General features: G+C 69.8%; 23 protein-coding genes. 16 read left to right on the forward strand and 7 right to left on the reverse strand.

What is annotated here, in order from left to right; genetic code table 11:
- The first annotated feature begins 74 nt into the window (after nt 1-74).
- The 3 genes from cobA (at nt 75) to ACYVLQ_RS26445 (ending at nt 3,906) form a co-directional block, all read left to right on the forward strand.
- Nucleotides 75-1,337, forward strand: a complete 1,263-nt coding sequence (cobA, locus tag ACYVLQ_RS26435; protein ID WP_460700226.1) for a uroporphyrinogen-III C-methyltransferase — start codon at nt 75-77, stop codon at nt 1,335-1,337.
- 377 nt (nt 1,338-1,714) lie between these two features.
- Entirely contained in the window at nt 1,715-3,175 is a 1,461-nt protein-coding gene (locus tag ACYVLQ_RS26440; RefSeq protein ID WP_460700349.1) for an MFS transporter, read from the forward strand.
- A gap of 164 nt (nt 3,176-3,339) precedes the next feature.
- Entirely contained in the window at nt 3,340-3,906 is a 567-nt protein-coding gene (locus ACYVLQ_RS26445; RefSeq protein WP_460700227.1) for a Uma2 family endonuclease, read from the forward strand.
- A 56-nt stretch (nt 3,907-3,962) separates the two neighbouring features.
- Here ACYVLQ_RS26445 and ACYVLQ_RS26450 read toward each other — a convergent pair whose 3' ends face one another.
- Nucleotides 3,963-4,979: an SMP-30/gluconolactonase/LRE family protein gene (locus ACYVLQ_RS26450; RefSeq protein WP_460700228.1), complete on the reverse strand. Its 1,017-nt coding sequence runs from the start codon at nt 4,977-4,979 to the stop codon at nt 3,963-3,965.
- 387 nt (nt 4,980-5,366) lie between these two features.
- Here ACYVLQ_RS26450 and ACYVLQ_RS26455 point away from each other — a divergent pair, with 387 nt between their 5' ends.
- Nucleotides 5,367-6,149: an acyl-CoA thioesterase domain-containing protein gene (locus tag ACYVLQ_RS26455; protein ID WP_460700229.1), complete on the forward strand. Its 783-nt coding sequence runs from the start codon at nt 5,367-5,369 to the stop codon at nt 6,147-6,149.
- A gap of 44 nt (nt 6,150-6,193) precedes the next feature.
- Here ACYVLQ_RS26455 and ACYVLQ_RS26460 read toward each other — a convergent pair whose 3' ends face one another.
- Nucleotides 6,194-6,577 carry an ankyrin repeat domain-containing protein gene (locus tag ACYVLQ_RS26460; protein ID WP_460700350.1) on the reverse strand — a complete coding sequence of 128 codons (384 nt, stop codon included), beginning with the start codon at nt 6,575-6,577 and terminating at the stop codon, nt 6,194-6,196.
- A 219-nt stretch (nt 6,578-6,796) separates the two neighbouring features.
- Between ACYVLQ_RS26460 and ACYVLQ_RS26465 the strand changes: the two genes are divergently transcribed.
- Both ACYVLQ_RS26465 and ACYVLQ_RS26470 read left to right on the forward strand, forming a co-directional pair.
- Nucleotides 6,797-7,876: an NAD(P)H-dependent amine dehydrogenase family protein gene (locus ACYVLQ_RS26465; RefSeq protein WP_460700230.1), complete on the forward strand. Its 1,080-nt coding sequence runs from the start codon at nt 6,797-6,799 to the stop codon at nt 7,874-7,876.
- Entirely contained in the window at nt 7,873-8,370 is a 498-nt protein-coding gene (locus tag ACYVLQ_RS26470; RefSeq protein WP_460700231.1) for a carboxymuconolactone decarboxylase family protein, read from the forward strand. Before ACYVLQ_RS26465 ends, ACYVLQ_RS26470 begins: the two co-directional genes overlap by 4 nt.
- 43 nt (nt 8,371-8,413) lie before the next feature.
- Here ACYVLQ_RS26470 and ACYVLQ_RS26475 read toward each other — a convergent pair whose 3' ends face one another.
- The 3 genes from ACYVLQ_RS26475 to yaaA all read right to left on the reverse strand — a co-directional run bounded on the left by ACYVLQ_RS26475 (nt 8,414) and on the right by yaaA (nt 12,617).
- Nucleotides 8,414-9,778: a DUF2252 domain-containing protein gene (locus ACYVLQ_RS26475; protein WP_460700232.1), complete on the reverse strand. Its 1,365-nt coding sequence runs from the start codon at nt 9,776-9,778 to the stop codon at nt 8,414-8,416.
- Nucleotides 9,779-10,243: 465 nt separating this feature from the next.
- Nucleotides 10,244-11,662: a three-helix bundle dimerization domain-containing protein gene (locus ACYVLQ_RS26480; protein WP_460700233.1), complete on the reverse strand. Its 1,419-nt coding sequence runs from the start codon at nt 11,660-11,662 to the stop codon at nt 10,244-10,246.
- Between the two features lie 211 nt (nt 11,663-11,873).
- On the reverse strand, nt 11,874-12,617 hold the full coding sequence (gene yaaA / locus ACYVLQ_RS26485; RefSeq protein WP_460700234.1) for a peroxide stress protein YaaA: 744 nt from the start codon (nt 12,615-12,617) through the stop codon (nt 11,874-11,876).
- Nucleotides 12,618-12,719: 102 nt separating this feature from the next.
- Between yaaA and ACYVLQ_RS26490 the strand changes: the two genes are divergently transcribed.
- Nucleotides 12,720-14,477, forward strand: coding sequence for a proline--tRNA ligase (locus ACYVLQ_RS26490; RefSeq protein ID WP_460700235.1), 1,758 nt, complete (start codon nt 12,720-12,722; stop codon nt 14,475-14,477).
- Between the two features lie 192 nt (nt 14,478-14,669).
- Here ACYVLQ_RS26490 and ACYVLQ_RS26495 read toward each other — a convergent pair whose 3' ends face one another.
- The gene (locus tag ACYVLQ_RS26495) at nt 14,670-15,104 is read right to left on the reverse strand and encodes a ferritin-like domain-containing protein (RefSeq protein ID WP_460700236.1); all 435 of its coding nucleotides are present in this window, start codon (nt 15,102-15,104) and stop codon (nt 14,670-14,672) included.
- Nucleotides 15,105-15,162: 58 nt separating this feature from the next.
- Nucleotides 15,163-15,738 carry a hypothetical protein gene (locus ACYVLQ_RS26500; protein ID WP_460700237.1) on the reverse strand — a complete coding sequence of 192 codons (576 nt, stop codon included), beginning with the start codon at nt 15,736-15,738 and terminating at the stop codon, nt 15,163-15,165.
- Between the two features lie 263 nt (nt 15,739-16,001).
- Here ACYVLQ_RS26500 and rimP point away from each other — a divergent pair, with 263 nt between their 5' ends.
- The 9 genes from rimP (at nt 16,002) to ACYVLQ_RS26545 (ending at nt 26,332) form a co-directional block, all read left to right on the forward strand.
- Nucleotides 16,002-16,628 carry a ribosome maturation factor RimP gene (gene rimP / locus ACYVLQ_RS26505; protein WP_460700238.1) on the forward strand — a complete coding sequence of 209 codons (627 nt, stop codon included), beginning with the start codon at nt 16,002-16,004 and terminating at the stop codon, nt 16,626-16,628.
- Nucleotides 16,625-17,653, forward strand: coding sequence for a transcription termination factor NusA (gene nusA, locus ACYVLQ_RS26510; protein WP_460700239.1), 1,029 nt, complete (start codon nt 16,625-16,627; stop codon nt 17,651-17,653). The genes rimP and nusA overlap by 4 nt, the downstream gene beginning before the upstream one ends.
- A 397-nt stretch (nt 17,654-18,050) precedes the next feature.
- A complete protein-coding gene (locus ACYVLQ_RS26515; RefSeq protein WP_460700240.1) occupies nt 18,051-18,404 on the forward strand; it encodes a YlxR family protein in 354 nt (117 codons plus the stop codon).
- Nucleotides 18,405-18,515: 111 nt separating this feature from the next.
- Nucleotides 18,516-21,437, forward strand: a complete 2,922-nt coding sequence (gene infB, locus ACYVLQ_RS26520) for a translation initiation factor IF-2 (RefSeq protein WP_460700241.1) — start codon at nt 18,516-18,518, stop codon at nt 21,435-21,437.
- 417 nt (nt 21,438-21,854) lie between these two features.
- Nucleotides 21,855-22,145 (forward strand): DUF503 domain-containing protein, encoded by a 291-nt coding sequence (locus ACYVLQ_RS26525; RefSeq protein ID WP_460700242.1) that lies wholly within the window; start codon nt 21,855-21,857, stop codon nt 22,143-22,145.
- 23 nt (nt 22,146-22,168) lie between these two features.
- A complete protein-coding gene (gene rbfA, locus ACYVLQ_RS26530; protein WP_068032912.1) occupies nt 22,169-22,606 on the forward strand; it encodes a 30S ribosome-binding factor RbfA in 438 nt (145 codons plus the stop codon).
- Nucleotides 22,607-22,684: 78 nt separating this feature from the next.
- Nucleotides 22,685-23,689 carry a DHH family phosphoesterase gene (locus ACYVLQ_RS26535; protein ID WP_460700243.1) on the forward strand — a complete coding sequence of 335 codons (1,005 nt, stop codon included), beginning with the start codon at nt 22,685-22,687 and terminating at the stop codon, nt 23,687-23,689.
- A gap of 161 nt (nt 23,690-23,850) precedes the next feature.
- Entirely contained in the window at nt 23,851-25,269 is a 1,419-nt protein-coding gene (locus ACYVLQ_RS26540) for an MATE family efflux transporter (protein WP_460700351.1), read from the forward strand.
- Nucleotides 25,270-25,372: 103 nt separating this feature from the next.
- Entirely contained in the window at nt 25,373-26,332 is a 960-nt protein-coding gene (locus ACYVLQ_RS26545) for a metallophosphoesterase family protein (protein WP_460700244.1), read from the forward strand.
- Nucleotides 26,333-26,357: the final 25 nt, after the last annotated feature.

Consider the following 26,357-nt stretch of genomic DNA (forward strand, 5'->3'; position numbering starts at 1 on the left):
ATGACGGGTGAGCTGTCTATCGGTTGTGTGGGCGATTGTCCGCAGGGTCGGCGCAGGCCGTAGGCTCGAAGATTGTGCCTGAGTCAGCCGAGTCGCATGCTGGGGACCCGAATTATCTTGTCGGGCTCGATCTCGTCGATCGCCGCGTTGTCGTGGTGGGGGGCGGGACGGTCGCGCAGCGTCGGCTCGGGCTGTTGATCGCTTCGGGCGCCGAGGTTCACGTCATCAGCCGCGCGGTCACACCGGCCGTCGAGGGGATGGCGAGTTCCGGGCAGCTCACGGTGGAGTTGCGCGATTACGCCGACGGCGACCTCGACGGCGCCTGGTATGCCATCGCCTGCACCGACGAGCCGGACACCAATGCCGCCGTGGTCGACGAGGCCGCCCGGCGCCGCATCTTCTGCGTGCGCGCGGACGCCGCCCGGCTCGGTACGGCCGTCACCCCGGCCACGGCCCGCTACGACGGCATGACGCTCGGCGTGCTGGCCGGGGGTGAACATCGACGGTCGGCGGCGGTGCGCACCGCGCTGCTGGAGGCGCTGCAGTCGGGGGTCGCGACCGACGACTCCGCACCGGTGGCGCCCGGGGTGGCGCTGGTCGGCGGCGGACCCGGCGACCCGGACCTGATCACCGTGCGCGGGCGTCGGCTGCTGGCGCGGGCGGACCTCGTCGTCGCCGATCGGCTGGCGCCGCCGGAACTGCTCGCCGAACTGGGGCCACACGTCGAGGTGGTGGACGCCGCGAAGATCCCGTACGGGCGGGCTATGGCCCAGGACGCCATCAATGCCGCGCTCATCGACGGAGCCAGGGCGGGGAAGTTCGTGGTGCGGCTCAAGGGCGGCGACCCGTATGTATTCGGGCGCGGCTACGAGGAATTGGAGGCCTGTGCCGCGGCCGGGGTGCCGGTGACGGTGGTGCCCGGCGTCACCAGTGCCATCTCGGTGCCCGCGCTGGCCGGGATTCCGGTCACCCATCGGGGCGTCACGCACGAATTCGTGGTGGTCAGCGGGCATATCGCCCCCGATCACCCGGACTCCCTGGTGGATTGGCCTGCTCTGGCGCGGCTGCGCGGCACCCTCGTCCTGCTCATGGCGGTGGAGCGGATCGAACAGTTCGCCGCGGCGCTCATCGACGGCGGCCGCCCCGCCGACACCCCCGTCACCGTCGTGCAGGAGGGCAGCCTGCGCACCCAGCGCGTCCTGCGCGCGGACCTCGCCACCGCCGCCGAACGCGTCCGCGCCGAAAACATCCGCCCCCCGGCCATCATCGTGATCGGCCCGACGGCGGGCTTCACCGCGGGCATCCCCGACGAGGCCGAAACCGCCGCCTCCCAGTGACCCGCCCATGCGCACCCAGAGGTCCGAGACCGCGGCTATTCACTGACCCGCGCATGCGGATGCGGAAGGCGGGACCGCGGCTACTCACTGGCCCGTGCATGCGGAGGCGGGGGGCGGGACCGCGGCTACTCACTGGCCCGTGCATGCGGAGGCGGGGGCGGGACCGCGGCTACTCACTGACTCGTGCATGCGGAGGCGGGGGGCGGGGCGGCGGCTATTCATTGGCCCGTGCATGCGGATGCGGGGGCGGGACCGCGGCCACTCACTGACCCGCCTGCGCGGGCCTTGGGCCGCGTCGGGCGGCCGCGGCGGGTTCGGGGCGGGGCTCCGGGTATCCGTTACAGTGGCTCACTGTGCTCGATAAACCCGCCGCGACGATGCAATATCCGGTGACGACGCGGGCCTTCGGGCTGCCGATCCTGGTGCTCAGCGGACTCAACCTGATGGTGATCCTCGACGGCACCATCGTGATTCTGGCGTTGCCGCGACTGCAGGAGCAGATGGGGCTGTCGAGTTCCGGCAGCGCGTGGACGGTCACCGCCTACGGCCTGACCTTCGCCGGACTGATGCTGCTCGGCGGCCGACTGGGCGATCTGTTCGGCCGCAAGCGCGTGCTGATCACCGGCGTCGTGGTGTTCACGCTGGCGTCGCTGGCCTGCGGGCTGGCGCAGGACGAGGCGATGCTCATCGCCTCCCGCGCCGTCCAGGGCATCGGCGGCGCGATCGCCGCGCCCTCGGCGATGGCCCTGGTGGCAAGCACGTATGCTCCGGGACCGGTGCGGAACCAGGCCATTGCCATCTTCGGGTCGATGCAGGCCATCGGCTCGGTCGGCGGGCTGGTGATCGGCGGCGCCCTGACCCAATTGGATTGGCGCCTGGTGTTTTTGATCAACGTGCCGATCGGCCTGCTGATCGTGCTCGGCGCCGTCTGGGTGCTGCGCGATACGACCCACCACCGGCTGGCGCTCGACGTGCCGGGCTCGGTGCTGGGCACGGCGGCGTGTGTCGCCGTCGTGTTCGGAGCTACCGAGGGGCCCGCTATGGGGTGGTCCAGTCCGGTGATCATCGGGTCGCTGATCGCCGGTCTGCTGTTGCTGATCGCGTTCGTCTTCGTCGAGCGCACGGCCGAGAACCCCGTCCTTCCGCTGTCGCTGTTCGGCGACCGCGACCGGTCCGCCACCTTCCTGGCCGTGCTGCTGGGCTCGGGCGTGCTGGCCGGGATGACCTACTTCGTCGCGCAGTTCCTGCAGAACGTCATCGGCTACAGCCCGCTGATGGCGGGGCTCGCGTCGATCCCGTTCACCCTCGGCGCCGGCGCCGGTACCGCGGTGGCGTCCAAGGCCGCCATGGTCGTGAAACCCCGCTGGCTGCTGAGCGTTTCGGCGGTCATCCTGGCCGCGGCGGGGCTCTACGGGTCGACGCTCGACGGCAGCATCAGCTACGCGCCCACGCTGCTGCCGCTGCTGCTGGCCGCCGGATTCGGCGTCGGTGTCGTGATCGTGGTGGGGCCGCTGTGCCTGCTGGTCGGCGTCCCGGCCACCGATGTCGGCCCGCTGTCGGCGATCGGTCAGATGATCTTCAATCTGGGCACGCCGCTCGCGATCGGCATTCTCAGCCCGATCGCCGCGTCGCGCACCCTGTCCCTGGGCGGCCGTACGGGACGCACCGCCGATATGAACGCGAGCGATATCGCCGCGCTGAACAGCGGCTACACCCTGGTGCTGTTCCTCTGCGGCGTCGGCGCGGCGCTGGTCGGGTTGATCGCGCTCACCCTGCGCTACACCCCGCAGCAGTTGGCTCAGGCCCAGCACGCTCAGGAGGAAGCCCAGCAGTCCTGAGCGCCATGCTCCACCCCCGACCCACGCACTGCTTGTTCGCCCCCGCACCCCGCGTATGCGCTGGTAGGGGTGCGTGAATGCAATAGGGGTGCGGGGGGTGCTGCTCGACCTACGTCGACCCCTGGCCCGGGTTACGCTGGCCCGCAACGGGTTAGGAGGGGGATATGACCGCGGAGCCGATCGACTGTCTACGCCCCCGTCGGGGGTGGACCTACGGTCAGGTCAGGGACTTGGAGCTGCCGTTCGACTGGGAGCTGGTGGATGGCGAGATCGCCGTGCGCGACGGCGTCGACGACTGGCACGATGCCATCCGGGATGCGCTGGTGACGCCGCTGGGGGAGGCCCGGCGCGCGCCGTACGCGGTATTCGCCCAGCAGTGTGTGCTCGTGGACGAATTCAACCCCGCGCTACCGGATGTGGTGGTTGTCGACCAGACCGGGGTGGACCTGTATTCCGCCGAATATCTACCGGTGGAGTCGGTCACGCTGGTGGTCGAGATAGTCGACGGCCGCGTCGACGACTGGTTCCGCAAACCGGAACTGTATGCGGCCGCGGGCATCTCCTACTTCTGGCGCGTGGAGCGCGGCGTGGACGACCGCCCGATCCTGTACGAGTACTGGCTCGACCAGGTGACAGACACCTACATTCCCGCGCCGGAAGCCGTGCACACGGGGACGTTTGCCGCTGCGGTCCCGTACCCCGTCGAGATCGACCTGTCGGTGGCCGGTTAGCCCGCCGCATCCCGTCCCCGGCATGGTGCGGCCGACCACGAATTCGGTTGCGGCGCCTATTCTTCGGCGGGTAACCGGGTGACGGCGATCGCCGATTCGACGAGGCTGCCCAGATACAGCGTGCCGTCCCGCTCGGCGACCCCGGTGACCAGCGCGTAGTCGCCGCCCTCGCGCTGCAGGTCGTGCACGAGCGCGCCGGTGAAATCGAATGCCTGCACCCAGGCCGAGCGCGCCGGTTTCGGCTGGAGCGCGGAGGGAATCGCCCAGACGATGCGCCGCAGCAGACCGGGCATCGGAAGTAGCCTGTCCAGCAATGGATTTCGTGGTGTGACAAGTGTGACCCAGGCCAGCCCGTCGCTGCCCAGGTCCATATTGTCGGGGAAGCCGGGCAGGTTCTCCACCAGGTAGTCGGAGGTACCGGCCCGCGCGCCGGTCAGCCAGTAGCGCGCCACGCGGTAGGCGGCGGTCTCGGCGACCAGCACGCACGAGCGGTCCGGCGCCAGCACCACGCCGTTGGCGAATTGCAGTCCGTCCAGCAGGGTTTCGACCTGCCCGTCCGGATTCCTCCGCAGCAGCCTGCCGGTGCCGGAGTGCTCGAAGAAGTCGCCCATGTAGTTGTCGAGCGAGTACCGGCGGGTCGAGGCCGAGAAGTAGATGGCGCCGTCGGAATCGGCGACCACATTGCTGGCGAAGGTGAGTCGCTGCCCGTCCACCTCCGCGACCAGCACCTCGGGCGTGCCGTGCGGTTTGTCCAGCCGCAGCAGGCCGCGCTCGGAATCGCAGATCAGCAGCGAGCCGTCCGGTTCGGCATGCAACCCCAGCGGCCGCCCGCCGGTCCGCGCGATCTGTTCGACCGCACCGTCTTTCGGATCGACGGCGAGGATCGAGCCGTCGGCGACCCCGGTGAGCACCCGCCCGTCCGCAGCCACGACCACATCCTCGGGCCCGGATCCGGGCAGCGGCAGCAGCCGCGGTTCGGGCATCCGCGGCGTGCTGTGTTTCTGCCGGGCACGGGGAGTGGCGATCGGCGGCGTCCACCGCTGTGGCTGGAACGATTGTGCCGGAGAACTCATAGCGGAACCGTACCGCGCCCCGCCGTCCCGTTCGTCCGTTTCCCGAGATGTCGACGCGGTGGAAAGGTAATCCCCACCGCCCCAACGGTTCTCGCCGATCCTCGCCCTTCGCGAGTTCGGCGCCCCGACTGCGCGTCGGATCATCTGTGGTGCGCCGCCGCGGAACCGGTCTTGCCTACTCGGTGCCTGCCGTCCGGATCGTGCCGACCTGCTCCGAGCGTCCCGGTAGCGTCCGGCCCGAGCGGACACAATCCCGCGTGACGCGGCAATTCTCGCCATGCGGATGCGGTTCGCGTCCGCTCGGGCAGATCCGCACACCGCTCGGTCGGGCGGCGCACCGAGACCGGCCGGTGCGAACGCTGATCGGGCATACGACACTATGGGCGTATGACAGATATGCCTTCCCTGTTCAAGGTCGACGACGACGGGCGATACCTCCCGCAGAAGTGGGCGTACGGCCGCTGGGGAGCCGACATGCTCAGCGGTCCGGCGATCTGTGCCGCCGCCGCTCGCTCACTCGAACGCGCGCACGGTCTGGCCGATTTCATCCCGGCGCGATTCACCATCGACCTGTTCAAGGCGGCCAAGGGCCAACCGCTCGAGGTGCACACCGAGGTGGTCCGATCGGGACGGCGTATCCACATCTCCTCGGCCCGCGTGTGCCAGGGCGACACCGAGGTCGCGCAGGCCCGCCTGGTCCAACTGCGCGCGACCGACGCGCCGCCCGGCGCGGAATGGCACTCCGAGCACCCCTTCGATCCGCCCGCCGACGCGGGCGTCGACTGGTGGTTCCGCAGTGGCCACGAGTGGTCGACCAGCATGGGGGACCATCAGAATGCCGGACGGAAGAGCCTGTGGGCCGTGCCGTTGGGCGCGGTGGACGGCGAGGAGCGCAGCCCGTTCGTCCAAGCCGTCGTCGCCGCCGAATCCACCAGCCTGGTCACCAATTGGGGGTCGCACGGCATCGGTTACATCAACGCCGACCTGACCGTCGCCCTCGACCGCGTGCCGGTCGGCGATCGTGTCGGTCTGCGCGCCGAGAGCCATCTGACCTCCAACGGAGTGTCCGTCGGTACGGCGACCCTGTTCGACTCGCGCGGCCCGATCGGCACGGGGATGGTCACGGCCGTCGGCAATGCCGCCGCGCAAATCGATTTCGCCAAGGATTGACCACAGTATCGGCGCTGCCCCGCGCCGGAGTGGTTGCGACGACCTCAGTCGGACTCGCCGAACAGGGCCAGCAGGTCGGTTTTGCCGAACATGGTGGCCGAGTCGCGGGCCGACGGGGTGCCCGCGTCCGGGTCGGCGCCCGCGTCCAGCAGCGCCCGCAGGACCTCGTCCTCGCCCTTGAATACCGCGCCCGCGGCCGGGGTCTGGCCCTTGTCGTTGGCGCGGTCGGGGTCGGCGCCGCGGTCGAGCAGTGTTGTCACCGACTCCGAATGGCCGTGGTAGGCGGCCAGCATCAGCAGCGTGTCGCCGCGGTCGTTGGTGAGGTTCACCGGCACACCGGCCTCCAGATAGGCGGCCAGCGCCGCCGCATCACCGGTCCTGGCCAGGTCGAACACCTTGGTCGCCAGCTCGATCAGCTCCGGATCCATGTCCATGCCTTCGGTCACCAGGCCACTACTACCACTTTCCAGTAGCGCGCACCCGCACAGGGCAAACCGCGCACCCCGATAATCCAGGCTCCCGGTCCAGTCCACCCCGGACATTCAGGCTCTCGGTCATGCGGTCCGCTCCAGGTATTCGAAGTGACCGGCCGCACGCGATTCACGTAAACGCCGTACACCCGACCAAGCACTTGCTAGGCTCGCCCGATGATCCCCACGATCGTCTGGGGCACCGGAAACGTCGGCCGCGCGGCCATACGTGCCGTGGCCGCCCATCCGGCGCTGGAGCTGTCCGGCGTGCTCGTCCACAATCCCGCCAAGGTCGGCTGCGACGCCGGTGAACTCGCGGGCCTGAACCGCACGCTGGGCATCCCCGCCACCGACGACGTCGAGGCCGTATTGGCGTCGAGGCCGCGCGCGGTGGTCTACGCGGCGTCCGGTGACATCCGGCCCGACGACGCGCTCGCCGATATCGTCCGGGCGATCGGCGCCGGCGCCGTCGTGGTGACCCCGGCGCTGTACGCGTTCTACGACCATCGCAGCGCCCCACCGGAACTGCGCGAGCGGGTGCTGTCGGCGGTCGCGGCGGGCGGCGGCTCCCTGTTCGTCTCCGGCGTTGACCCCGGCTGGGGCAACGACGTGCTGCCGCTGCTGGTCAGCGGTCTGGGCAGCGAGGTCGAGGAGATCCGCTGCCAGGAGATCTTCGACTACACCACCTACGACCAGCCCGATTCGGTCCGCTTCCTGGTCGGCATGGGCCAGCCGATGGACTACCAGCCGCCGATGCTGGCGCCGGGCGTGCCGACCATGGTGTGGGGCGGGCAGATTCGGCTGCTGGCCCGGGCGCTCGGCGCCGAACTCGACGAGATTCGCGAGACCCTGGACCGTCGCGCGCTCGACGACACGGTCGTCACGGAGCGGATGGGCGCCTTCGAGGCCGGAACCCAGGGCGCGGTGCGGTTCGAGGTACAGGGCATCGTCGACGGTGAGCCGCGCTTGGTCATCGAGCACGTCACCCGCATCCACCCGTCCTGCGCGCCGGACTGGCCGACGCCGCCCACCGGCGACGGCGCGCACCGCGTGATCGTCGAGGGCCGCCCGCGCATCGAGGTCACCGTCGAGGCGAGCGACGAGGACGGCAACCGCTCGGCGGGGGGCAATGCCACCGCCGTCGGCCGCCTCGTCGGCGCCGTCGACTGGCTGGCCGCCGCCGCACCCGGACTCTACGACGCGCTCGACGTTCCCCTGCGTCCGGCGCCCGGCATTCTCGGAAGGAACAAACCATGATCATCGACGTGCCCGAGGGGCGTGACCCGATCGAATACGTCTGGGGCGAGATGGTTCCCGGAATAGGCGTCGCCGCATCGCAATTCGCGCTCGCCGTGTACTCCGACAGCACACTGGGGCTGCGCGAGTTCGAGGCGGCGCGGCTGCGCATCGCGCAGATCAACGGGTGTCTGTTCTGCCAGGACTGGCGCACCGAACGCGAGGGCGCCAAGGTCGAACCGGAGTTCGCCGACGCCGTCGCCGACTGGCGCACCACCGACCGGTTCGACGAGCGCACCCGTCTGGCCGCCGAATACGCCGAACGCTACGCGTTCGATCACCACAACCTCGACGACGAGTTCTGGTCGCGCATGCTCACCCACTACACCCAGCGCGAGGCCGTGGAACTGACCATGTGCCTGGGTTCGTGGCTCGGCTTCGGCCGCCTCAACCGCGTCTTCGGCCTCGACGCGGTCTGCGTGCTGCCCAACCACCTGGAGAGCCGCCAGTCATAGCACGTCCCGGTGTGCGGCACCCGTAGTTCCCCCGCCGAAATCCTCAGTACGGCTCTGCCGCAGCCGTCACTCGTCCGAAGTCGAGGGCGTCCTGTAGCGCCTGCTGGTCGGCCAGCGTCTGGTCGGCGTAGGACATCGCGAAATCGGCCATCGCGCTGCCGAATACGTCGCTCGTGCCCAGGTAGGCGGCGATGGCGACGCGGTCACCGGACCGGGCGTGGGCGCGTGCCAGTACCGCGCCGCACAGGCGGGAGTAGGCCGCCAGTTCCTCGGCGGACATGGCGGCTATGTCGGCCGAGCCCTTCATATCCCGCAGCTGGCGCACGTAGAACCAGTTGTCGGCGGGACCGGCGCACCAGCCGAGGAAGATATCGCTGGCCGACTGCACGAGCCGCTGCCCTACCACCACCCGCTGTCCCTGGTGCCGATAGGCGCTCGGCGGCAGATGGTCGGCGAGCACCGAGCATTCGGCCTGTTTCACCTGCAGGAACAGCGGGCTTCCGGTGTCGCGGTCCTGCAGCAGCACGACGAAGCAGCGGGTCCCGACGCTGCCGACGCCGACCACCTTCAGCGCGAAGTCGACGATCTCGTAGCGGTCGATCAGAATCCGGCGTTCGTCCGGCAGGCTGTCGCGGTAGTCGGCGAAGACCGCCTCGATCAGCCGCCGGTCCACCAGTTCGATCGGCACCAGCAGCGGGGGCTGGTTCTTGATCCGCGGCACGCCGTGCGGGTCCGGTTCGGTCAGCTTGTTCAACGCCTGCAGGCTGGTGCGCTTGCGGGCGCTGTCCGCCGCCTTCTCGATCTTCTTGCGCTGCTTCGGTTTATCGATCAGCTGCGCCACCTGGTCGGCGGCGGCGACCTGGTACCACACCGCCAGGCTGTCCAGGGCGGCCAGGCTCTGCATCGTCTCGCGGTACGCGGCGGCCGCGTCCCGGACGATGGCGCCGGCCTGTTGATCGGAGAACCCGCCGTCGCGCGCGGCGACCGCGACACCGGCGGACAGCCGCTTGACGTCCCATTCGAAGGGGCCGGGCAGCGTCTCGTCGAAATCGTTCACATCGAAGACGAGGTTGCGCTCCGGCGAGGCGTACAGGCCGAAGTTCGAGATATGGGCGTCGCCGCAGAGCTGGACCGTCAGCCCGGTATCCGCGCTGTGCGCCAGATCCGCCGCCATGATCGCCGGTGCGCCGCGCAGAAAAGCGAACGGCGACTGCATCATTCGCGCATAGCGGATGGGCGCGAGCGCGGGCAGCCGGGTCCGCGCCTGCCGCTCCAGGATCGCGACCGGATCCGCCCGGCCACTCTCGGGTTTCCATACCCCGGCGTCGGTACGAGTAAGGCGTTTACGTGCGTCCTTACCCGCCCCCGCAGAGGTACTCCGGGCCTCCCACACCGCCGAACCAACCATCCAGCAATTATTTCGCTATCCACCCCGAACGGCAAGCACCTGCCCCCTCAGTCCAGCGCCTCACCCACCCTCAGCACCCCAGCGTCTCACCCCGCCCCTTCGTGTCCCGGTGCTTCGCCCGTCCTGCGTATCCCGGTGCTTCGCCCGCCCTGCCTATACCGGTGCTTCGTCCGTTCTGCGTATCTCGGTGTCGCGTCCGCTCTGGTATCTCGGTGTCTCGCCCGTCCTGCGTATCCCGGTGTCTCGTCGCTCTGTGTATCCCGGCGTCGTGGCGCTGTATGTATCCCAGTGCCCGTGCATGTCTCGGCGCTGTGCCCGCCTTGCGTCATCCCGGTGTCGTTCGCGTTTTGGGAATCCCGGTGTCTTGCCCGGCCTTTCATTCCCGGCGAGCTTTTGGCCGGGATCCACTCGGGCTGTGGATTCCGGCCGAAAGCGTGCCGGAATTTTCGGGCGGGGCCGGATCGTTCAGTTGTAGGACTCCGAGACGCCGTCGAGGAGATGCTCGAGGGTGTCGTAGGCCGGGGTGTCCACCACGTCGACCACCTCGGACGCCGCCGGGATCTTGTGTTCGGCAACGACTTTGGAGAACTGGGCGGCGTCGTTGGGCCGGAACCCGTGCTCGGCGGCCAGGCGCTGCAGCTCCGGATCGGTCGACAGCAGGCGACCGACGCGGTCGCCCTCGGGCGTCAGGGGGACCACCGTGTGCCGCGACAGCACGGTCGGTGACGGGTAGAGCAGTGTCATATCGGGCTGCAACCGGCCCTGTGCACCCGCCTCCACGAACTGCGCCTCGTAGCTCCACACCAGCGGCGCGGGTCCCATTCCCGCGGAGAGGTATTGGGCGAACGGGCCCTCGCTGGAGCTGTCGGTGAAGCCCTGCTTGGTGAATAGCCGCGCCACCTTGGACACCACGAACTCCTCGGCGGTGCGGCCGCGCACGATCGAATTGTCGTTGGCCACATATCCGGCGACCGCCAGGTACATGGCGGCGGAGTTGGAGGTGCGCGGATCGGTAGTGGAGATGAGCAGGCTCTTGCGCACCGGATACTCGGTGTTGCCTTCCAACTGGTCCCACTGCACACCGCGCTGGGTGAGGTCCAGGTAGCGGTTCATGTCGAAGGTGGGCACCGGCCCCGGCCGCACCACACCGGCCTTGGTCAGCAGTTCCACGATCGGCCGGAACGTGGCGATCGCCATCGGCGAGGAGAACGGCGTGTAGCGCGCGGTGACATTGCGCTGGCGCAGAATCCTTTCCGCCGCAGGCGTACTCGACGGGAACGCGAAGTCGTAGTTGCCGAGGTCGACCGTCGTGGCGATCTGGCGCGAGCCGGCCGGGTCCACCTGCACGCGCAGGCCGTCGCGGGCGAAGGCGTCGACCACGCGCGGGTCGGTGAAGAACGCCGCCTTCTCCGAGCCGACGATGCCGCCCACGGTGGTCAGTGACGCGGTTGCGGCGGTGGGGGATTCGGAGGATCCGCTCATGCCGACGGCGACCGCCACGGCCACCACCACCGCGAGCGCCCCGAAGGGGATCGCGAGCTTGCGGACCGACCACGGTGGCGACACCAGATCCTCGGCCGCGGCGCGCCACCGGCCCGGATTGCCGGAGGAAGGCTCTGCGGGCGCCGAAACCGCCTGGGCGGCAGTGGATTCCGGCTCCGCCGCCGGGGGCTCCAGCTCCCGCCGGGCCAGGCGCTCCACCAGAATGGGCACGAAATCGCGCACCGCTGTTCCGTCGAATCTGTTTCTCGCCGCACCCACCGCGGTTTCCACCCGCTCCGCGGGATGGCTGTCGGTATAGATCTCGACGAGGCGATTCGTCAGCTCGCGCAGCGCTTTTTCTTCACGAGCGGCCTTGTCCTCAGGGGTGGTATGCACACCCACGCCAAGCTCCTCGGCATCGCATTCGACAGATACGCGCGGTTCGCGCGGCACAGACACTACGGTACGTCAGTCGCCATTCCCAAGCGGGGCAGTATCTTACGAACAGATTGCACGAAAGAGGTGGTGCGGCACGGGTTTTCGTCATCGGTAATTCGAATCGGCGACGGGCAGAATTCGATTCGAATTGCACCGGACGCTACCGGGAATTCACTCAGGTGAGAATCAACAGCTCCGCCGACGACGCGATCTCCACGCGCAGCCCGGCCTTTTCGGCCACCCGGGCCAGACCCCGGATATCCGACGGTTCCGCGCGGCCGCAGACCAATGCCCGCGCCAGCAGCCCCTTGTGATGTTTGTTGAAGTGACTGACCACCGCGCGGGACCCGTCGGGCCGCTCGGTGAGGACGGTCGCGGTGACGGCGCCCGGAACGCGGCCCAGCTGCTGATAGGTCCCCGACCGCAGATCCACCACCAGCTGCCCGGCCGTTTCGACCTGCAGCGCGGGCGCCAGCACCGGCTTCCACAGCGACGAAAGCGTCGGCAGTCCGGGCAGTTTCGAACCGCCCGAGAGCCGGTAGGCCGGAATCGGATCGCCCGCCCGCACCACGCCGAACAGCGCGGAACCGATCGCCAGCTGGTGGTAGGCCTTCTCGCGCTGCGCTTTGGTGAACGCCCGGCGGTCGAGCGCGTCGTAGAGCACCCCCGTGTAGCGCTCCAGCGCGGGTCGGGTCGGCGAGTTGCGCAGCGCCGCGTTGCGGGCGATCTCCGGCTCGGCGGCCTTGCCCAGACCGAGCGTGGCGCGGGCGGTCTCCGGATCGGCCGCCAGATCGGTCAGCGCCGTAACCAGCTTGTCGCGCACCACGTTGAGTTGCGGCAACGACAGCTCGTCCAGGTCCAGCGGACCGAGCGCGCCACCGTCGGACTTGGTTTCGGAGGGAGGCAAGATCACCAGCACGAGCCGTTACGGTACCGGCGCGAACGATCCGGACGCGGAGGCGGTGGCGTATGGCTGATGCGTTGTCGGTATCGCGGGACTGGGAGGCTACTCTGTGCACCCGTGATCACCCGTCTCTCCCACCTGTTCCTGCGCACCCTGCGTGATGATCCCGCCGACGCCGAGGTGCCCAGCCACAAGCTTCTCGTCCGCGCCGGATACGTCCGCCGCGTCGCGCCGGGCGTCTACTCGTGGCTGCCGCTGGGCCTGAAGGTGCTGCGCAACGTCGAGAACGTGGTGCGCGAGGAGATGAACGCGATCGGCGGCCAAGAGATCCTGCTGCCCGCGCTGCTGCCGCGCGAGCCCTACGAGGCCACCAACCGCTGGACCGAATACGGCGACAACATGTTCCGGCTGCGGGACCGCAAGGGCGCCGACTACCTGCTCGGCCCCACCCACGAGGAGATGTTCGCGCTCACCGTGAAGAGCGAGTACAACTCCTACAAGGATCTGCCGGTCACGCTGTACCAGGTCCAGATCAAGTACCGCGACGAGGAGCGGCCGCGGGCTGGCATCCTGCGTGGGCGCGAGTTCGTCATGAAGGACTCCTACTCGTTCGATCTGGACGAGGCCGGGCTGCAGGCCAGCTATGCCGCGCACCGAGCCGCGTACCAGCGCATCTTCGACCGGCTCGGGGTGAAGTACGTGATCGTCGCCGCCACCTCGGGCGCGATGGGCGGCAGCGCGTCGGAGGAGTTCCTGGCCGACAGCCCGGTCGGCGAGGACACCTATGTGATCTGCCGCGAATCCGGCTACGCCGCGAATGTGGAGGCCGTGGTCACGCCCGCGCCGCCGGAGATCGCGATCGAGGGTCAGCTCCCGGCGCAGGTGCACGACACCCCCGACACGCCGACCATCGCGACGCTGGTCGACTGGGCCAACTCCGCGGGCGTCGATGCGCGGCTGGGCCGCCCGGTGACCGCCGCCGACACGCTCAAGAACGTGATGGTGAAGCTGCGCCACCCCGACGGGAAGACCGAGATCCTCGGCATCGGGGTCCCCGGCGACCGCGAGGTGGACGACAAGCGGATGGGTGCCTCGCTCGAGCCCGCCGAGGTGGAACTGCTCACCGAGGAGGACTTCGCCGCCAACCCGTTCCTGGTGAAGGGGTACATCGGTCCGAAGGGGCTGCAGGACAACGGGGTTCGCTATCTCGTCGACCCGCGCGTGGTGTCCGGTACGTCCTGGATCACCGGTGCCGACGCCCCCGGCAAGCACGTGGTCGGTCTGCTCGCGGGCCGCGACTTCACCCCCGACGGCACCATCGAGGCCGCCGAGGTCCGCGACGGCGACCCCTCGCCCGACGGCCGCGGCGTGCTGCACGCCGCGCGCGGCATCGAGATCGGCCATATCTTCCAGCTCGGCTACAAGTACACCGACGCCTTCGAGGTCGACGTGCTGGGCGAGAACGGCAAGCCGGTGCGCCTGATCCAGGGCTCCTACGGCATCGGCGTCTCCCGCATGGTGGCGGTGCTCGCCGAGCAGATGCACGACGAGAAGGGGCTGCGCTGGCCGCGGGAGGTGGCGCCGTTCCAGGTCCACGTCGTCATCGCCAACAAGGACGAGGCCGCCCGCGCGGGCGCGGAACAGGTTGCCGCCCAATTGGACGCGGCGGGCCTGGAGGTGCTGTTCGACGACCGCACCGCCTCCCCGGGCGTGAAGTTCAAGGACGCCGAACTCCTGGGCATGCCCCTGGTCCTGGTCGTCGGCCGCGGCTGGGCCGAGGGCAACGTCGAACTCCGCGACCGCTTCGCCGGAACCAACGAGGAGATCCCGGCCGACAACGCGGTCGAGGCAGTGCTGGCCAAGGCCCGCGGCTGAAACCATTCCCCTGCATCCCCGGCACGGGCACTATCGGCCTGCGTTCCCGGCACGGGCACTATCGGCCTGCGTTCCCGGCACGGGCACCGTCGCCCTGCGTTCCCGGCACGCTTTTGGCCGGGATCCACGCTCGCCTCACCGGATTCCGGCCAAAAGCGTACCGGAAACGCGGTAGGTCGCCGAGGTTGCTGCTCAGGGTTTGCCCGGAAATGCCGCCGTCGGTGGATTGGTGCCCAGGATCGATTGCCAAGTCGCCAGGCGCACAGCGCATTCGGTGAGCCCGTCGATACCCGTGCGGCGGATTTCGGGCGATCCGGCGCGTTCCACGACCGAGCGCCAGGCGATGGCGGTATCGGATTCGACCGTGACCGCCAATTTCGCGGCGGGAATGGGATCGTTCACCGGAAACGGCGGCGGGTAGGCCGCGGCGGGGGCGGGCACCGGGGCGCCGACCGCCTTCAGCGCGTCGATGGTGGCGTCGCGGCGAGCGCGGTGCGCCGCGGTGAACTCCGCGACGATCTTGTTGCGGTCGGCGGCGGCGTAGGCGGCGATCACGCCGTAGGCATACACGGCGGCGTACTCGGCGTTGAGCGCATCGGTGATCGCCTGCTGGTCGGGTGTGGTCACGCCGCGTCCTCCATGACATGAGTGCAGCCCTGCGTGGTTGCGTTCCGGGATCGACCACTCATACCAGCAGCACTCCCGCGTGTGTGGCGCAGCACGCGCTGATCGAACTCAGCAGTCCCGCGCGGTATCCGGATTGCCGCACCGCCAGTTCGGCGGCCGACCGCTGCGATCGGGTCAGCTGCTCGCGCACGGCCGCGACCGTGGGCGGCGGGTTCGGCGCCGGGGGCGGAGGAACCGGGGGAGTATCCGACGCCGGCTTCGTGCCGTCGCCGTAAACGCCTACGGCACGGTCGATTTCGGCGCGCAGCGCGTCGGCGTGCTCGGTGCGCTGCGTGGCGACCAGGGTCAGCGCGGGCGCGCGGTCGGGCGCCACGGCCACCGCGGCCTGTGCCCACACCGCGTCGGCGCGCGCCGACTGCTCCTGTCCCAGTAGCACATCCGGCTCGGCGGGTTTGTCCTCGGCGCAGGCCGCGGTCCCCAGCGCGACCGCCGCGACCGCGCCGCCGCCCGCGATCCGCAGCATCGAACGGCGATTCAGCGCGGGAAGGCCCGCTGACCCGGGGCGCGCGGCGGGCGAGGCTGTCCGGTCCGGCGCGAATCGAGGCGCCTGCGGGGGGTGGTAGGTGCTCGGCACGCCTACATCGTGCCAGGCATTGTGGCGACCGGGTCCGGCGAGGGGCACCGGCCCGCGCCGCCGACACGCGGTGGCAGCGCGGATGTCCCGGCATTTCGGGCGGGACGGAAACTGGAAAGGGTTGGCTGGTCCTTTACACTCTGGCAGCGCGTTACGCTGGAACAGCGGCGGAGTATTTCGCCGCCGATGCGCGCTGACCATGGCCGACCAGGACCTATACCGACAACTCCACCTCGTCACAACTGAACCAGGAGCCGCCCCACATGCCGATGCCTACCGAGGAAAGGGTGAGCCAGCTCGTTGCTGGGCTCGTCGAACGCCGAGGGTTCGACCTCGAGGGCGTATCGATCGCGGCCGCGAGCGGGGGGCAGGCGCGGGTGCAGGTGACCGTGGACGGGGATCGGGCCATCGATCTGGACACGATCGCGGAGCTGAGTTCGGAGATCTCCCAGGCCCTCGACGACGCCGGTGACTTCGGCGACACCGCCTACCTGCTGGAGGTCACCACGCCGGGCGTCGACCGTCCGCTCGCCGCGCCGCGGCACTGGCGCCGCGCGCGCGGCCGCAAGGTGCGCGTCACCATGCGGCCCGGTGTGCCCGGCCCGGACGGTCCCGACAGGTTCGCCGCGCGCGTCGGCGCCGCGACCGAATCCGAGGTGGCACTGGTGCTGGGCGGCAAACGAAAACCGCATCGCGTCACCGTACCGCTGGCCGATATCGAGAGAGCCGTGGTCCAGGTGGAATTCTCCGCGCCCGGCGCGGTGGAGATGGAGCTCGCGGGGGGAGTCTCCCCCGGCCGACCGGAGCCGGGCGCCGACTCCGCGGAGGATCCAGCAGATGGAGCAGTGCCCAGCCGAGTAGCCGCGTCGACCGAAGGGATCGTGGAATGAACATCGAAATCGAAGCCCTGCGGGCGATCGTCGCCGACAAGGGGATCTCGATGGAGACGGTGATCTCCGCGATCGAGTCCGCCCTGCTGACCGCGTACCGGCACACCGAGGGCCACGAGCCCAACGCGCGCATCGATATCAACCAGAAGTCCGGCGTGGTCCGCGTGATGGCCCGTGAACTCGACGCCGACGGCAACGTCATCTCCGAATGGGACGACACCCCGGAGGGCTTCGGGCGCATCGCCGCCACCACCGCCCGCCAGGTGGTGCTGCAGCGGCTGCGCGACGCCGAGAACGAGAAGTCCTTCGGCGAGTTCTCCACGCACGAGGGCGATATCGTCGGCGGCGTGGTGCAGCGCGACGCCCGCATGAACGCTCGTGGCACGGTGGTGGTGCGCATCGGCAGCGAGGCACACGGCGCCGAGGGGCTGATCCCACCCGCCGAACAGGTCCCGGGCGAGACCTACGAGCACGGCGATCGCATCAAGTGCTACGTGTACGCGGTGTCGCGGGGCCCGCGCGGCCCGCAGATCAACCTCTCCCGCTCGCATCCCAACCTGGTGCGCCGGCTGTTCGCCCTCGAGGTGCCCGAGATCGCCGACGGCTCGGTGGAGATCGTCGCCGTGGCGCGGGAGTCGGGGCATCGCTCCAAGATCGCGGTGCGCACCAACGTGCCGGGGGTCAACGCGAAGGGCGCGTGCATCGGCCCGATGGGCCAGCGGGTGCGCAACGTGATGAGCGAACTGGCGGGGGAGAAGATCGACATCATCGACTACGCCGAGGATCCGGCCGCCTTCGTCGGGAATGCGCTGAGCCCCTCGAAAGTTGTCTCCGTCACGATCGTGGACCCAGACGCCCGCGCGGCCCGCGTCGTCGTCCCCGACTTCCAGCTCTCGCTGGCTATCGGCAAGGAGGGCCAGAATGCCCGCCTCGCGGCACGGCTGACCGGCTGGCGCATAGATATCCGCAGCGACGCGGCCCCCGACGTCTCGGGCTCCGTCGGCACGGAGGCCCAGCACAACTAGGCGCGCCGCGTCATCCGGGCGCGTGGCCACGTTATCCCGGCGTGTGGCCATCGTCGTACCGGGCGCGGCCATCGCCATGCCTGGCGCGGCAATCGCCATGCCGGGCGCGCGGCCATCGTCGTGCCGGGCGTGTGGTGGTCGTCGTGCCGGGCGCGCGGCCATTGTCGTGCCGGGTGTGTGGTGGTCGTCGTGCCGGGCGCGCGGCCATTGTCGTGCCGGGCGTGTGGTGGTCGTCGTGCCGGGCGCGCGGCCGTCGTCATCCCCGGCACGCTTTTGGCCGGGGCCCTGAGGATTCCGGCCGAAAGCGCGCCGGAAATTATGGAGGGCGGGACCGGAACGACCGTGGTGGGATGACATGTTGGTAACTAACCAGAGGGCTGGATGCGGAGATCGGGACATGGCAGCGGTAGAGTGGACGCAGGCTCAGCACGAGCCTCCGGTTTCCACGCGCTCTGCGCGGGTCGAGGCACCGCCCTCGGGTCCCGTGCGGACATGTGTGGGATGCCGGAAGCGCGAGCTGGCCGCCGATCTGTTGCGGGTCGTGGCGCACTCGTCCGACGAGGACGGCGTTGCGATCGTTCCCGATCCGCGGCACAGACTTCCCGGACGGGGTGCCTGGTTGCACCCCGTTCAGGCTTGTCTGAGCACGGCAGAGCGGCGCCGAGCGTTCGGCAGAGCGCTACGAGTGTCCGGAAAACTGGATATCTCAGCCCTGGAGCACTACATCGAGAACAGGCACGAGCACTCATGAGCACACCGTGAAGTACCAACGATGATCGGCCATCGAAGATAATCGGAGGTCGTGCGGGCTTTCCGTCCACCGGGACGGACCGCCGCGCTCGACCTCTCAGTGAGGAGAGCAGTGGCAGGCAAGGCCCGCGTGCACGAGTTGGCGAAAGAACTCGGTGTCACGAGCAAAGAACTACTCGCACGGCTGAAGGAGCAGGGCGAGTTCGTGAAGTCGGCGTCGTCGACGGTGGAGGCACCCGTCGCGCGTCGCTTGCGGGAGTCGTTCTCGGCGAAATCCGCCCCGTCGAACGGCACCGCGAAATCGGCCGCCAAGTCCGGTTCCGGGCAGGCCGCCCGCGCGGCCGACAGGACCGCGACCCCCGGCCCGCGTCCGGGCCCGCGCAATGCCGCGCCCAGCCCGGCGGCGCAGGCCAAGCCGGCGGCGTCGCCCGCCGAGCAGTCCGCCCCGGCGGCCAAGTCCGACGCTCCGGCGACGGATGCCCGGCCCGGTCCGGCGGTGAAACCCGGCCCGGCCCCCAAGCCCGCGGCGCCGCGCCCGTCCACCCCGCCCCCGGCGCAGGCGCAGCAGTCCGCACCCGCGCAGCAGCAGGGTTCCCGCCCGACCCCGGGCGGCCCGCGTCCGAGCCAGCCCAAGGGGGCACAGCCCGGTCAGCGTTCCGGTCCCAAGCCGGGCCCGAAGACCCCGCGCGTCGGCAACAACCCGTTCACCTCCGCTCCCGAGCGGCCCGCCCCGCGTCCGGCCCCCGGCCCGCGCCCGGGTCCGCAGCAGGGCGGCGGTCAGCGCCCGGCTCCGGGTAATGCCCCGCGTCCGGCCGGTCAGGGCGGCGGCGGTCAGCGCCCGGCCGGTCCGCGGCCGAGCCCCGGCTCCATGCCTCCGCGCCCGAACCCCGGCGCCATGCCGCAGCGCGCCGCGCGTCCCGGCCCGGCCGGTGGCGGTCGGCCGGGCGGCGGTCGTCCCGGCGGCGGCGCCGGTGGCGGTCGTCCCGGTGGCGGCGGCGGTGGTGGCGGTAACTACCGCGGTGGCGACGGTGGCGCCGGTGCCGGTGCACCCGCGGCCGGTGGTTTCCGTGGTCGTCCCGGCGGCGGTGGCCGTCCGGGCGGTCCCGGTGGCCGCGGCGGCGCGGCCGGTGCGTTCGGTCGTCCCGGCGGCGCGCCCCGCAAGGGCCGTAAGTCGAAGCGGCAGAAGCGGCAAGAGTACGACTCGATGCAGGCCCCGTCGGTCGGCGGCGTGCGGCTGCCCCGCGGCAACGGCGAGATCATCCGCCTGGCCCGCGGCGCCTCGCTGTCGGACTTCGCCGAGAAGATCAACGCCAACCCGGCCTCGCTGGTGCAGGTGCTGTTCAACCTCGGTGAGATGGTGACCGCGACCCAGTCGGTGAACGACGAGATCTTCGAGCTGCTCGGCGGCGAGATGAACTACGTCGTGCACGTGGTCTCGCCCGAGGACGAGGACCGCGAGCTGCTGGAGAGCTTCGACCTCACCTACGGCGAGGACGAAGGCAACGACGACGATCTGCAGGTCCGCCCGCCGGTGGTGACCGTCATGGGTCACGTCGACCACGGTAAGACCCGACTGCTGGACACCATCCGCAAGACCAACGTCCGCGAGGGCGAGGCCGGCGGCATCACCCAGCACATCGGCGCCTACCAGGTGCTCACGAACGTGAACGACGAGGACCGTCTGATCACCTTCATCGACACCCCGGGTCACGAGGCGTTCACCGCCATGCGTGCCCGCGGTGCGAAGTCGACCGATATCGCGATCCTGGTGGTCGCCGCCGACGACGGCGTCATGCCGCAGACGGTGGAGGCCATCAACCACGCGCAAGCCGCCGACGTGCCGATCGTGGTGGCGGTCAACAAGATCGATAAGGAGGGTGCGAACCCGGAGAAGGTGCGTCAGCAGCTCACCGAGTACAACCTGGTCGCCGAGGAGTACGGCGGCGAGACCATGTTCGTCAACATCTCGGCCAGGCAGGGCACCAATATCGAGGCGCTGCTCGAGGCCGTGGTCCTGACCGCCGACGCGGCGCTGGACCTGCGGGCCAACCCGGAGATGGACGCGCAGGGTGTCGCCATCGAGGCGCACCTGGATCGCGGCCGCGGTCCGGTGGCCACCGTGCTGGTGCAGCGCGGCACGCTGCGGGTCGGCGACTCGATCGTGGCGGGCGACGCCTACGGCCGCGTGCGCCGCATGGTCGACGAGCACGGCGAGGATGTGGACGCGGCGCTGCCGTCGCGTCCGGTCGAGGTCGTCGGTTTCACCTCGGTGCCCGGTGCGGGCGACAACTTCATGGTGGTCGAGGAAGACCGCATCGCGCGCCAGATCGCCGACCGCCGCAACGCGCGCAAGCGCAACGCGCTGGCCGCGCGCAGTCGCAAGCGGATCAGCCTCGAGGACCTGGACGCGGCCCTGAAGGAGACGTCGGAGCTCAACCTGATCATCAAGGGTGACAACTCCGGTACCGTCGAGGCCCTCGAGGAAGCCCTGATGGGCATCGAGATCGACGACGAGGTGCGCCTGCGGGTGATCAGCCGCGGCGTCGGTGGCGTGACGGAAACCGATATCAACCTGGCGTCGGCGTCCAACGCGATCATCATCGGCTTCAACGTGCGCGCGGAGGGCAAGGCGACCGAGCTGGCCAACCGCGAGGGCGTGGACATCCGGTACTACTCGGTGATCTACCAGGCCATCGATGAGATCGAGATGGCCCTCAAGGGCATGCTCAAGCCGATCTACGAGGAGGTCGAGCTGGGTCGCGCCGAGATCCGTGCGATCTTCCGCTCCTCGAAGTTCGGCAATATCGCGGGTTGCATGGTCACCTCCGGGTTGGTCAAGCGCAACGCCAAGGCCCGCCTGCTCCGCGACAACGTGGTGATCGCCGATACGACGATCGAGTCGCTGCGCCGCGAGAAGGACGACGTCATGGAGGCCCGCGAGGGCTTCGAATGCGGTATGACGTTGCGGTACAACGACATCAAGGAAGGCGACATCATCGAGGCCTACGAGCTTCGCGAGAAGCCGCGGGACTGAGTACGAGGGATCCCGTCAGTCTGGTTCCGGCGAAAAGCGTGCCGGAACCAGACTGACGGGAAACGGTGGCGTCGGGGGTGAAGCGGCCTCGGTTCCGCCGTACCTCGCGCTTGATTCCCTGGTCCCACCAAGTGGTTCCTGGTTCCGCCAAGTGGTTCTGGTTCCACCGCGTGTGGTTCCTGGTTCCGGGTCCCACCACGTGTGGTTCCTTGGTTCCTGGTTCCGCCGTGTGTGGTTCCGCGAGTTGCTGGTTCCGCCGTGTGTGGTTCCGCGAGTTGCTGGTTCCACCGTGTGTGGTCCCATGATTCGCTGGTTCCGCCACGTGTGGTTCCATGATTTCCGGTACCGCTTTGCGTAGTTTCTGATCCTGGTCCCGGCATGCTTTTGGCCGGGATCAACCCACAAACGAGGTGAGCTTTGTTCGTCGGGGCGCTGGAGTTCGACATTCTGCTCGGCGACGTCCATTCGCTGAAGCAGAAGCGTTCCGCTATTCGTCCCGTCCTGGCCGAACTGCAGCGCTTCGGCGTGTCGGCGGTCGAGGGCGGGGACCACGATCAGCACCGCCGTACGCAGCTGGGCGTCGCCTTGGTCAGTTCCGGGATGGGCCATCTCACAGAGGTTCTGGACCGGTGTGAGCGCCACGTGGCGGCCCGTCCGGAGTTACAGTTGCTGGCAGTGCGCCGCCGGATCTTCGGACCCGAAGACTAGTCACATACAAAGGAGGGTCGGCCATGGTGGATCAAGCCAGGGCACGCCGGCTCGCGAAGCGGATCGTCAACATCGTCGGTACCGCGATCGAGTACGAAATCAAGGACCCGCGGCTGCGTTTCGTCACCGTCACCGACGCGAAGGTGACCGGCGACCTGCGGGAGGCCACGGTCTACTACACGGTGATGGGCGAGACCATCGACGCCGAGCCGGATTTCCCGGGCGTCGCGGCCGGGCTGGAGAAGGCCAAGGGCGTATTGCGCTCGAAGGTGGGGGCCGCCACCGGCATCAAGTTCACCCCCACGCTGAGTTTCGTCCTGGACACCGTCCCCGACGCGGCGCGGCAGATGGAGGAGCTGCTGGCGCGGGCCCGCGCCTCGGACGAGCAGGTGGCGCAGGTGGCGGCCAACGCGACCCACGCCGGCGACGCCGATCCGTACAAGAGCGACGAGGAAGACTGACCGCCACCGGGCGGTCACGCCGGCGGCCGGTGTAACCCAGCGGGGCCCGATCCCGACGCCAGAGAAGTGAGCTTTGCGATGACAGCTGTAGCGCCGGCGGCAGACCTCGCCGCGGCCGTCGAGATACTGGACGCCGCGCGGTCGGTCACGGTGCTGTGCCATGTGCAGCCCGACGCCGACACCGTCGGCAGCGGGCTGGCGCTGGCACAGGTACTGAATCGACGCGGGATCCCGGTGCGGGTCTCGTTCGCCGAACCCGCCGAGTTGCCCGCCTCGATGCGGTCGCTGCCCGGCATCGAGTTCCTGGTGCCGCCCGCGCAGGTGCCGCGCGAGGTGGATCTGCTGGTGGCCGTCGATTGTGGGAGCGCCGGGCGGCTGGGCGCGCTGGCCGACCGGATCGCCGGCGCCGCAACGACTCTGGTGCTCGATCATCATCGCTCCAATACGCGGTTCGGCACGGTCAACGTGATCGACGAGACGGCCGAGTCGACCACCAGCCTGCTGGCCCGGGTATTCGACGTTTGGGGCGAGCCGATCGATCGGCCGATCGCCTACTGCCTGTTCGCGGGCCTGGTCACCGACACCGGGTGTTTCCGCTGGGCCGGGCCCCGCACGCATAAGCTTGCCGAGCGATTGCTGGCGACCGGGATAGACGGCGCGGGCATCACCCGCACGCTGATGGACACCCATCCGTTCGGCTGGCTGCCGATGTTGTCGCGGGTGCTGGGGTCGGCCTGCCTGGAGCCCGCCGCCGCGGGCGGTGTCGGGCTGGTCTACGCGTTCGTCCGCCGCGACGATATCGCGGGCCTGCGCTCGGAGGAGGTGGAGAGCGTCATCGACGTCGTCCGCACCACCTCCGAGGCCGCCATCGCCGCGGTTTTCAAGGAATCGCGCAGCACGCCGGGCCTGTGGACGGTATCGCTGCGCTCGCGCGACACCGGAGTGGGCCTGGACGACGGCGTCGACGTCGCACAGGTCGCCACCCGCCTGGGCGGCGGCGGCCACCGCTACGCGGCGGGCTACACGACGACGGGCACACCGGACGACCTGGTCGCAACCCTGCTGGCGGCACTGCGCGCGTGAGCCACCGGAGCCGCTCTGTGCGGTGCTACCGCGTGCTGCGTCCGGTGCTGGGCGTGATTCGTCCGATGTTGTCGGTGGGTTGTGCGATGGTGGGGCGCAACGAGACGAGCGGGAGGTGGCGTGAGGAGCTGCGGGTTGGGGAGCTGTCGGGCCGGGGCCCGATGACGGATCTGGAGGGGAATGAGTCGTCCGGCGCGGCTGCCGCGGTGAACGCGCGGACCGCGGACCCGTCCGAGGCGGGGCCGCGGCGGATTCTCGGGATCGCGGTGCCGACGCTGGGAGTGCTTGTCGCCGAGCCGATCTACCTGCTGTGGGATATGGCCGTGGTGGGGCGACTGGGGGCTTTGGCGCTGGCCGGGCTCGCAGTCGGCGGGTTGATTCTGGGGCAGGTCAGTACGCAGTTGACGTTTCTCACCTACGGCACCACGGCGCGGTCGGCGCGGCGGTTCGGGGCGGGGGACCGGCGCGGCGCGGTCGAAGAGGGGGTGCAGGCGAGCTGGGCCGCGATCGGGGTCGGGTTGCTGATCGTCGTTGTGCTGCAGGCGGTTGCGGGCCCGGTCACCGATCTCATCGCGGGCGGGAGCGATATCGCCGACGCGGCACTGGGGTGGCTGCGGATCGCGCTGTTCGGGGTGCCGCTGATCCTGCTCACGATGGCGGGCAACGGCTGGCTGCGCGGGGTGCAGCAGACTCGGCGTCCGCTGGCGTACGTGGTTGCGGGGCTGGTGATTTCGGCCCTGCTGTGCCCGGTGCTGGTGCACGGCCTGCTCGGCGCGCCGCGGTGGGAGCTGGAGGGTTCGGCCATCGCCAACCTGATCGGCCAGGCGGTCGCGGCCGGGCTGTTCCTGGCGGCGCTGGTGCGCCGGTGCCTGCTTGCGCCCGGCGATCCCGACCGGGTCTCGCTGCGGCCGCATCCGGCGATCATGCGGGCGCAGTTGGTGCTGGGGCGCGACCTGATCGTGCGCAGTCTCGCCTTCCAGGCGTGCTTCGTCTCGGCGGGTGCGGTGGCGTCGCGGTTCGGCGCGGCCTCCGTGGCGGCGCATCAGCTGGTGCTACAGCTGTGGAACTTCATCGCCCTGACGCTGGACTCCCTGGCGATCGCGGCCCAGACGCTCACGGGTGCGGCGCTGGGAGCGGGCAACGTATTCGGGGCCGAGCGGTTGGCGCGGCGGGTCACCGCGTGGTCGACGCTGTTCGCGGTCGCGCTGGCCGCGTTCTTCGCCGCCGGATACGCCGCCGTCCCGGCGCTGTTCACCACCGACCCGATGGTGATCGACCGCACGCACGTCATCTGGTGGTTCTTCGTCGCCCTGATCCCCGCGGCGGGGGTGGTCTTCGCGCTCGACGGCGTCCTACTCGGCGCCGGTGACGCCGCCTACCTGCGCAATACGACCATGGGCGCCGCCCTGACCGGATTCCTGCCGGTCATCTGGATGTCGCTGGCGTTCGACTGGGGCATCGCGGGCATCTGGGCGGGCCTGTCCGCTTTCGTCGTGCTCCGTCTCGTTGCCGTCAGCGCGCGGGCACTGTCGGGGCGGTGGGCTCGCGCCGGGGCGGAGATCCCGCAGGGGACCGGGTAGAAAGACAGCCGGTCGATCACCGGAGCCGGGGCCGTGGGAATGTGGAGTGGACCGTCGCGGTTGCCGCAGGCAGGCGTGAGGCGAGTAGAGAGGATTGTGCCTGGTGGTTCCGAAATTGATGGCCGTGAGTGATATCCATGTCGGGCACCAGGGCAACAAGCCCGTCGTCGAGCAGATTCGGGCGGACTCTCCCGAGGACTGGCTGATCGTCGCGGGGGACGTCGCGGAGAAGTCCGACGACATCCGGTGGGCGCTCGAGATCCTGCGCAAGCGGTTCGCGAAGGTGATCTGGGTGCCGGGCAATCACGAACTGTGGACCACCGCAAAGGATCCCGTCCAGATGCACGGCGCGGCGCGCTACGACTACCTGGTCTCGCTGTGCCGGGATCTGGACGTGCTGACGCCGGAGGATCCGTTCCCGGTATGGGAGGGTGCCGGGGCCGAGGCGCACGGCGGATCGGTCACGCTCGCGCCGCTGTTCGTGCTCTACGACTATTCGTGGCGGCCCGCCGGAGCGACCACGAAGGCCGAGGCGATGACGATCGCCCGCGACCGCAACGTGGTCGCCACCGACGAATTCCTGCTGTCGCCGGAGCCGTACGTGACTCGCGACGCCTGGTGTCACGCCCGGGTGCAGTACACGAAGCGCCGCCTCGACGAGTTGGCTCCCGGCACCGCGACGGTGCTGATCAACCACTTCCCGCTGAACCGCGAGCCCACCCGGATGCTGTTCTATCCGGAGTTCTCGCTGTGGTGCGGCACGGAGTTGACCGCGGACTGGCACACCCGCTACAACGTCGTCTGCTCCGTCTACGGCCACCTGCACATCCCGCGCACCACCTTCTACGACGGCGTCCGTCACGAGGAGGTGTCGCTCGGCTATCCGCGCGAATGGCAGCGCCGCGGCCTGCCCCACAAACTGCTGCGCCAGATTTTGCCCGCGCCCGAGTACGGCCCCGACGACCTGAACGAGTGGGGCGGCCACTTCAAGATCACCCCCGCCATGCGAGCCGCCGCCGCGGAAATGCGCCGCCAGGCCGATAAGCGCCGCGGCCTGGCCTGACCCGGCTCACCCGAGCGGGCGGGCT

The sequence above is a fragment of the Nocardia thraciensis genome, assembly GCF_054782435.1.

Excerpts from the sequence above, each read along its gene's own strand:
- ACYVLQ_RS26440 (WP_460700349.1), top strand. The coding sequence starts at position 1,715 with ATGCAATATCCGGTGACGACGCGGGCCTTCGGGCTGCCGATCCTGGTG.
- ACYVLQ_RS26475 (WP_460700232.1), bottom strand. The coding sequence starts at position 9,778 with ATGGTTGGTTCGGCGGTGTGGGAGGCCCGGAGTACCTCTGCGGGGGCG.
- ACYVLQ_RS26455 (WP_460700229.1), top strand. The coding sequence starts at position 5,367 with ATGACAGATATGCCTTCCCTGTTCAAGGTCGACGACGACGGGCGATAC.
- ACYVLQ_RS26515 (WP_460700240.1), top strand. The coding sequence starts at position 18,051 with ATGGCAGCGGTAGAGTGGACGCAGGCTCAGCACGAGCCTCCGGTTTCC.
- ACYVLQ_RS26540 (WP_460700351.1), top strand. The coding sequence starts at position 23,851 with ATGACGGATCTGGAGGGGAATGAGTCGTCCGGCGCGGCTGCCGCGGTG.
- rbfA (WP_068032912.1), top strand. The coding sequence starts at position 22,169 with ATGGTGGATCAAGCCAGGGCACGCCGGCTCGCGAAGCGGATCGTCAAC.
- ACYVLQ_RS26470 (WP_460700231.1), top strand. The coding sequence starts at position 7,873 with ATGATCATCGACGTGCCCGAGGGGCGTGACCCGATCGAATACGTCTGG.
- ACYVLQ_RS26460 (WP_460700350.1), bottom strand. The coding sequence starts at position 6,577 with ATGGATCCGGAGCTGATCGAGCTGGCGACCAAGGTGTTCGACCTGGCC.
- ACYVLQ_RS26445 (WP_460700227.1), top strand. The coding sequence starts at position 3,340 with ATGACCGCGGAGCCGATCGACTGTCTACGCCCCCGTCGGGGGTGGACC.
- ACYVLQ_RS26450 (WP_460700228.1), bottom strand. The coding sequence starts at position 4,979 with ATGAGTTCTCCGGCACAATCGTTCCAGCCACAGCGGTGGACGCCGCCG.
- nusA (WP_460700239.1), top strand. The coding sequence starts at position 16,625 with ATGAACATCGAAATCGAAGCCCTGCGGGCGATCGTCGCCGACAAGGGG.
- ACYVLQ_RS26535 (WP_460700243.1), top strand. The coding sequence starts at position 22,685 with ATGACAGCTGTAGCGCCGGCGGCAGACCTCGCCGCGGCCGTCGAGATA.
- ACYVLQ_RS26465 (WP_460700230.1), top strand. The coding sequence starts at position 6,797 with ATGATCCCCACGATCGTCTGGGGCACCGGAAACGTCGGCCGCGCGGCC.
- rimP (WP_460700238.1), top strand. The coding sequence starts at position 16,002 with ATGCCGATGCCTACCGAGGAAAGGGTGAGCCAGCTCGTTGCTGGGCTC.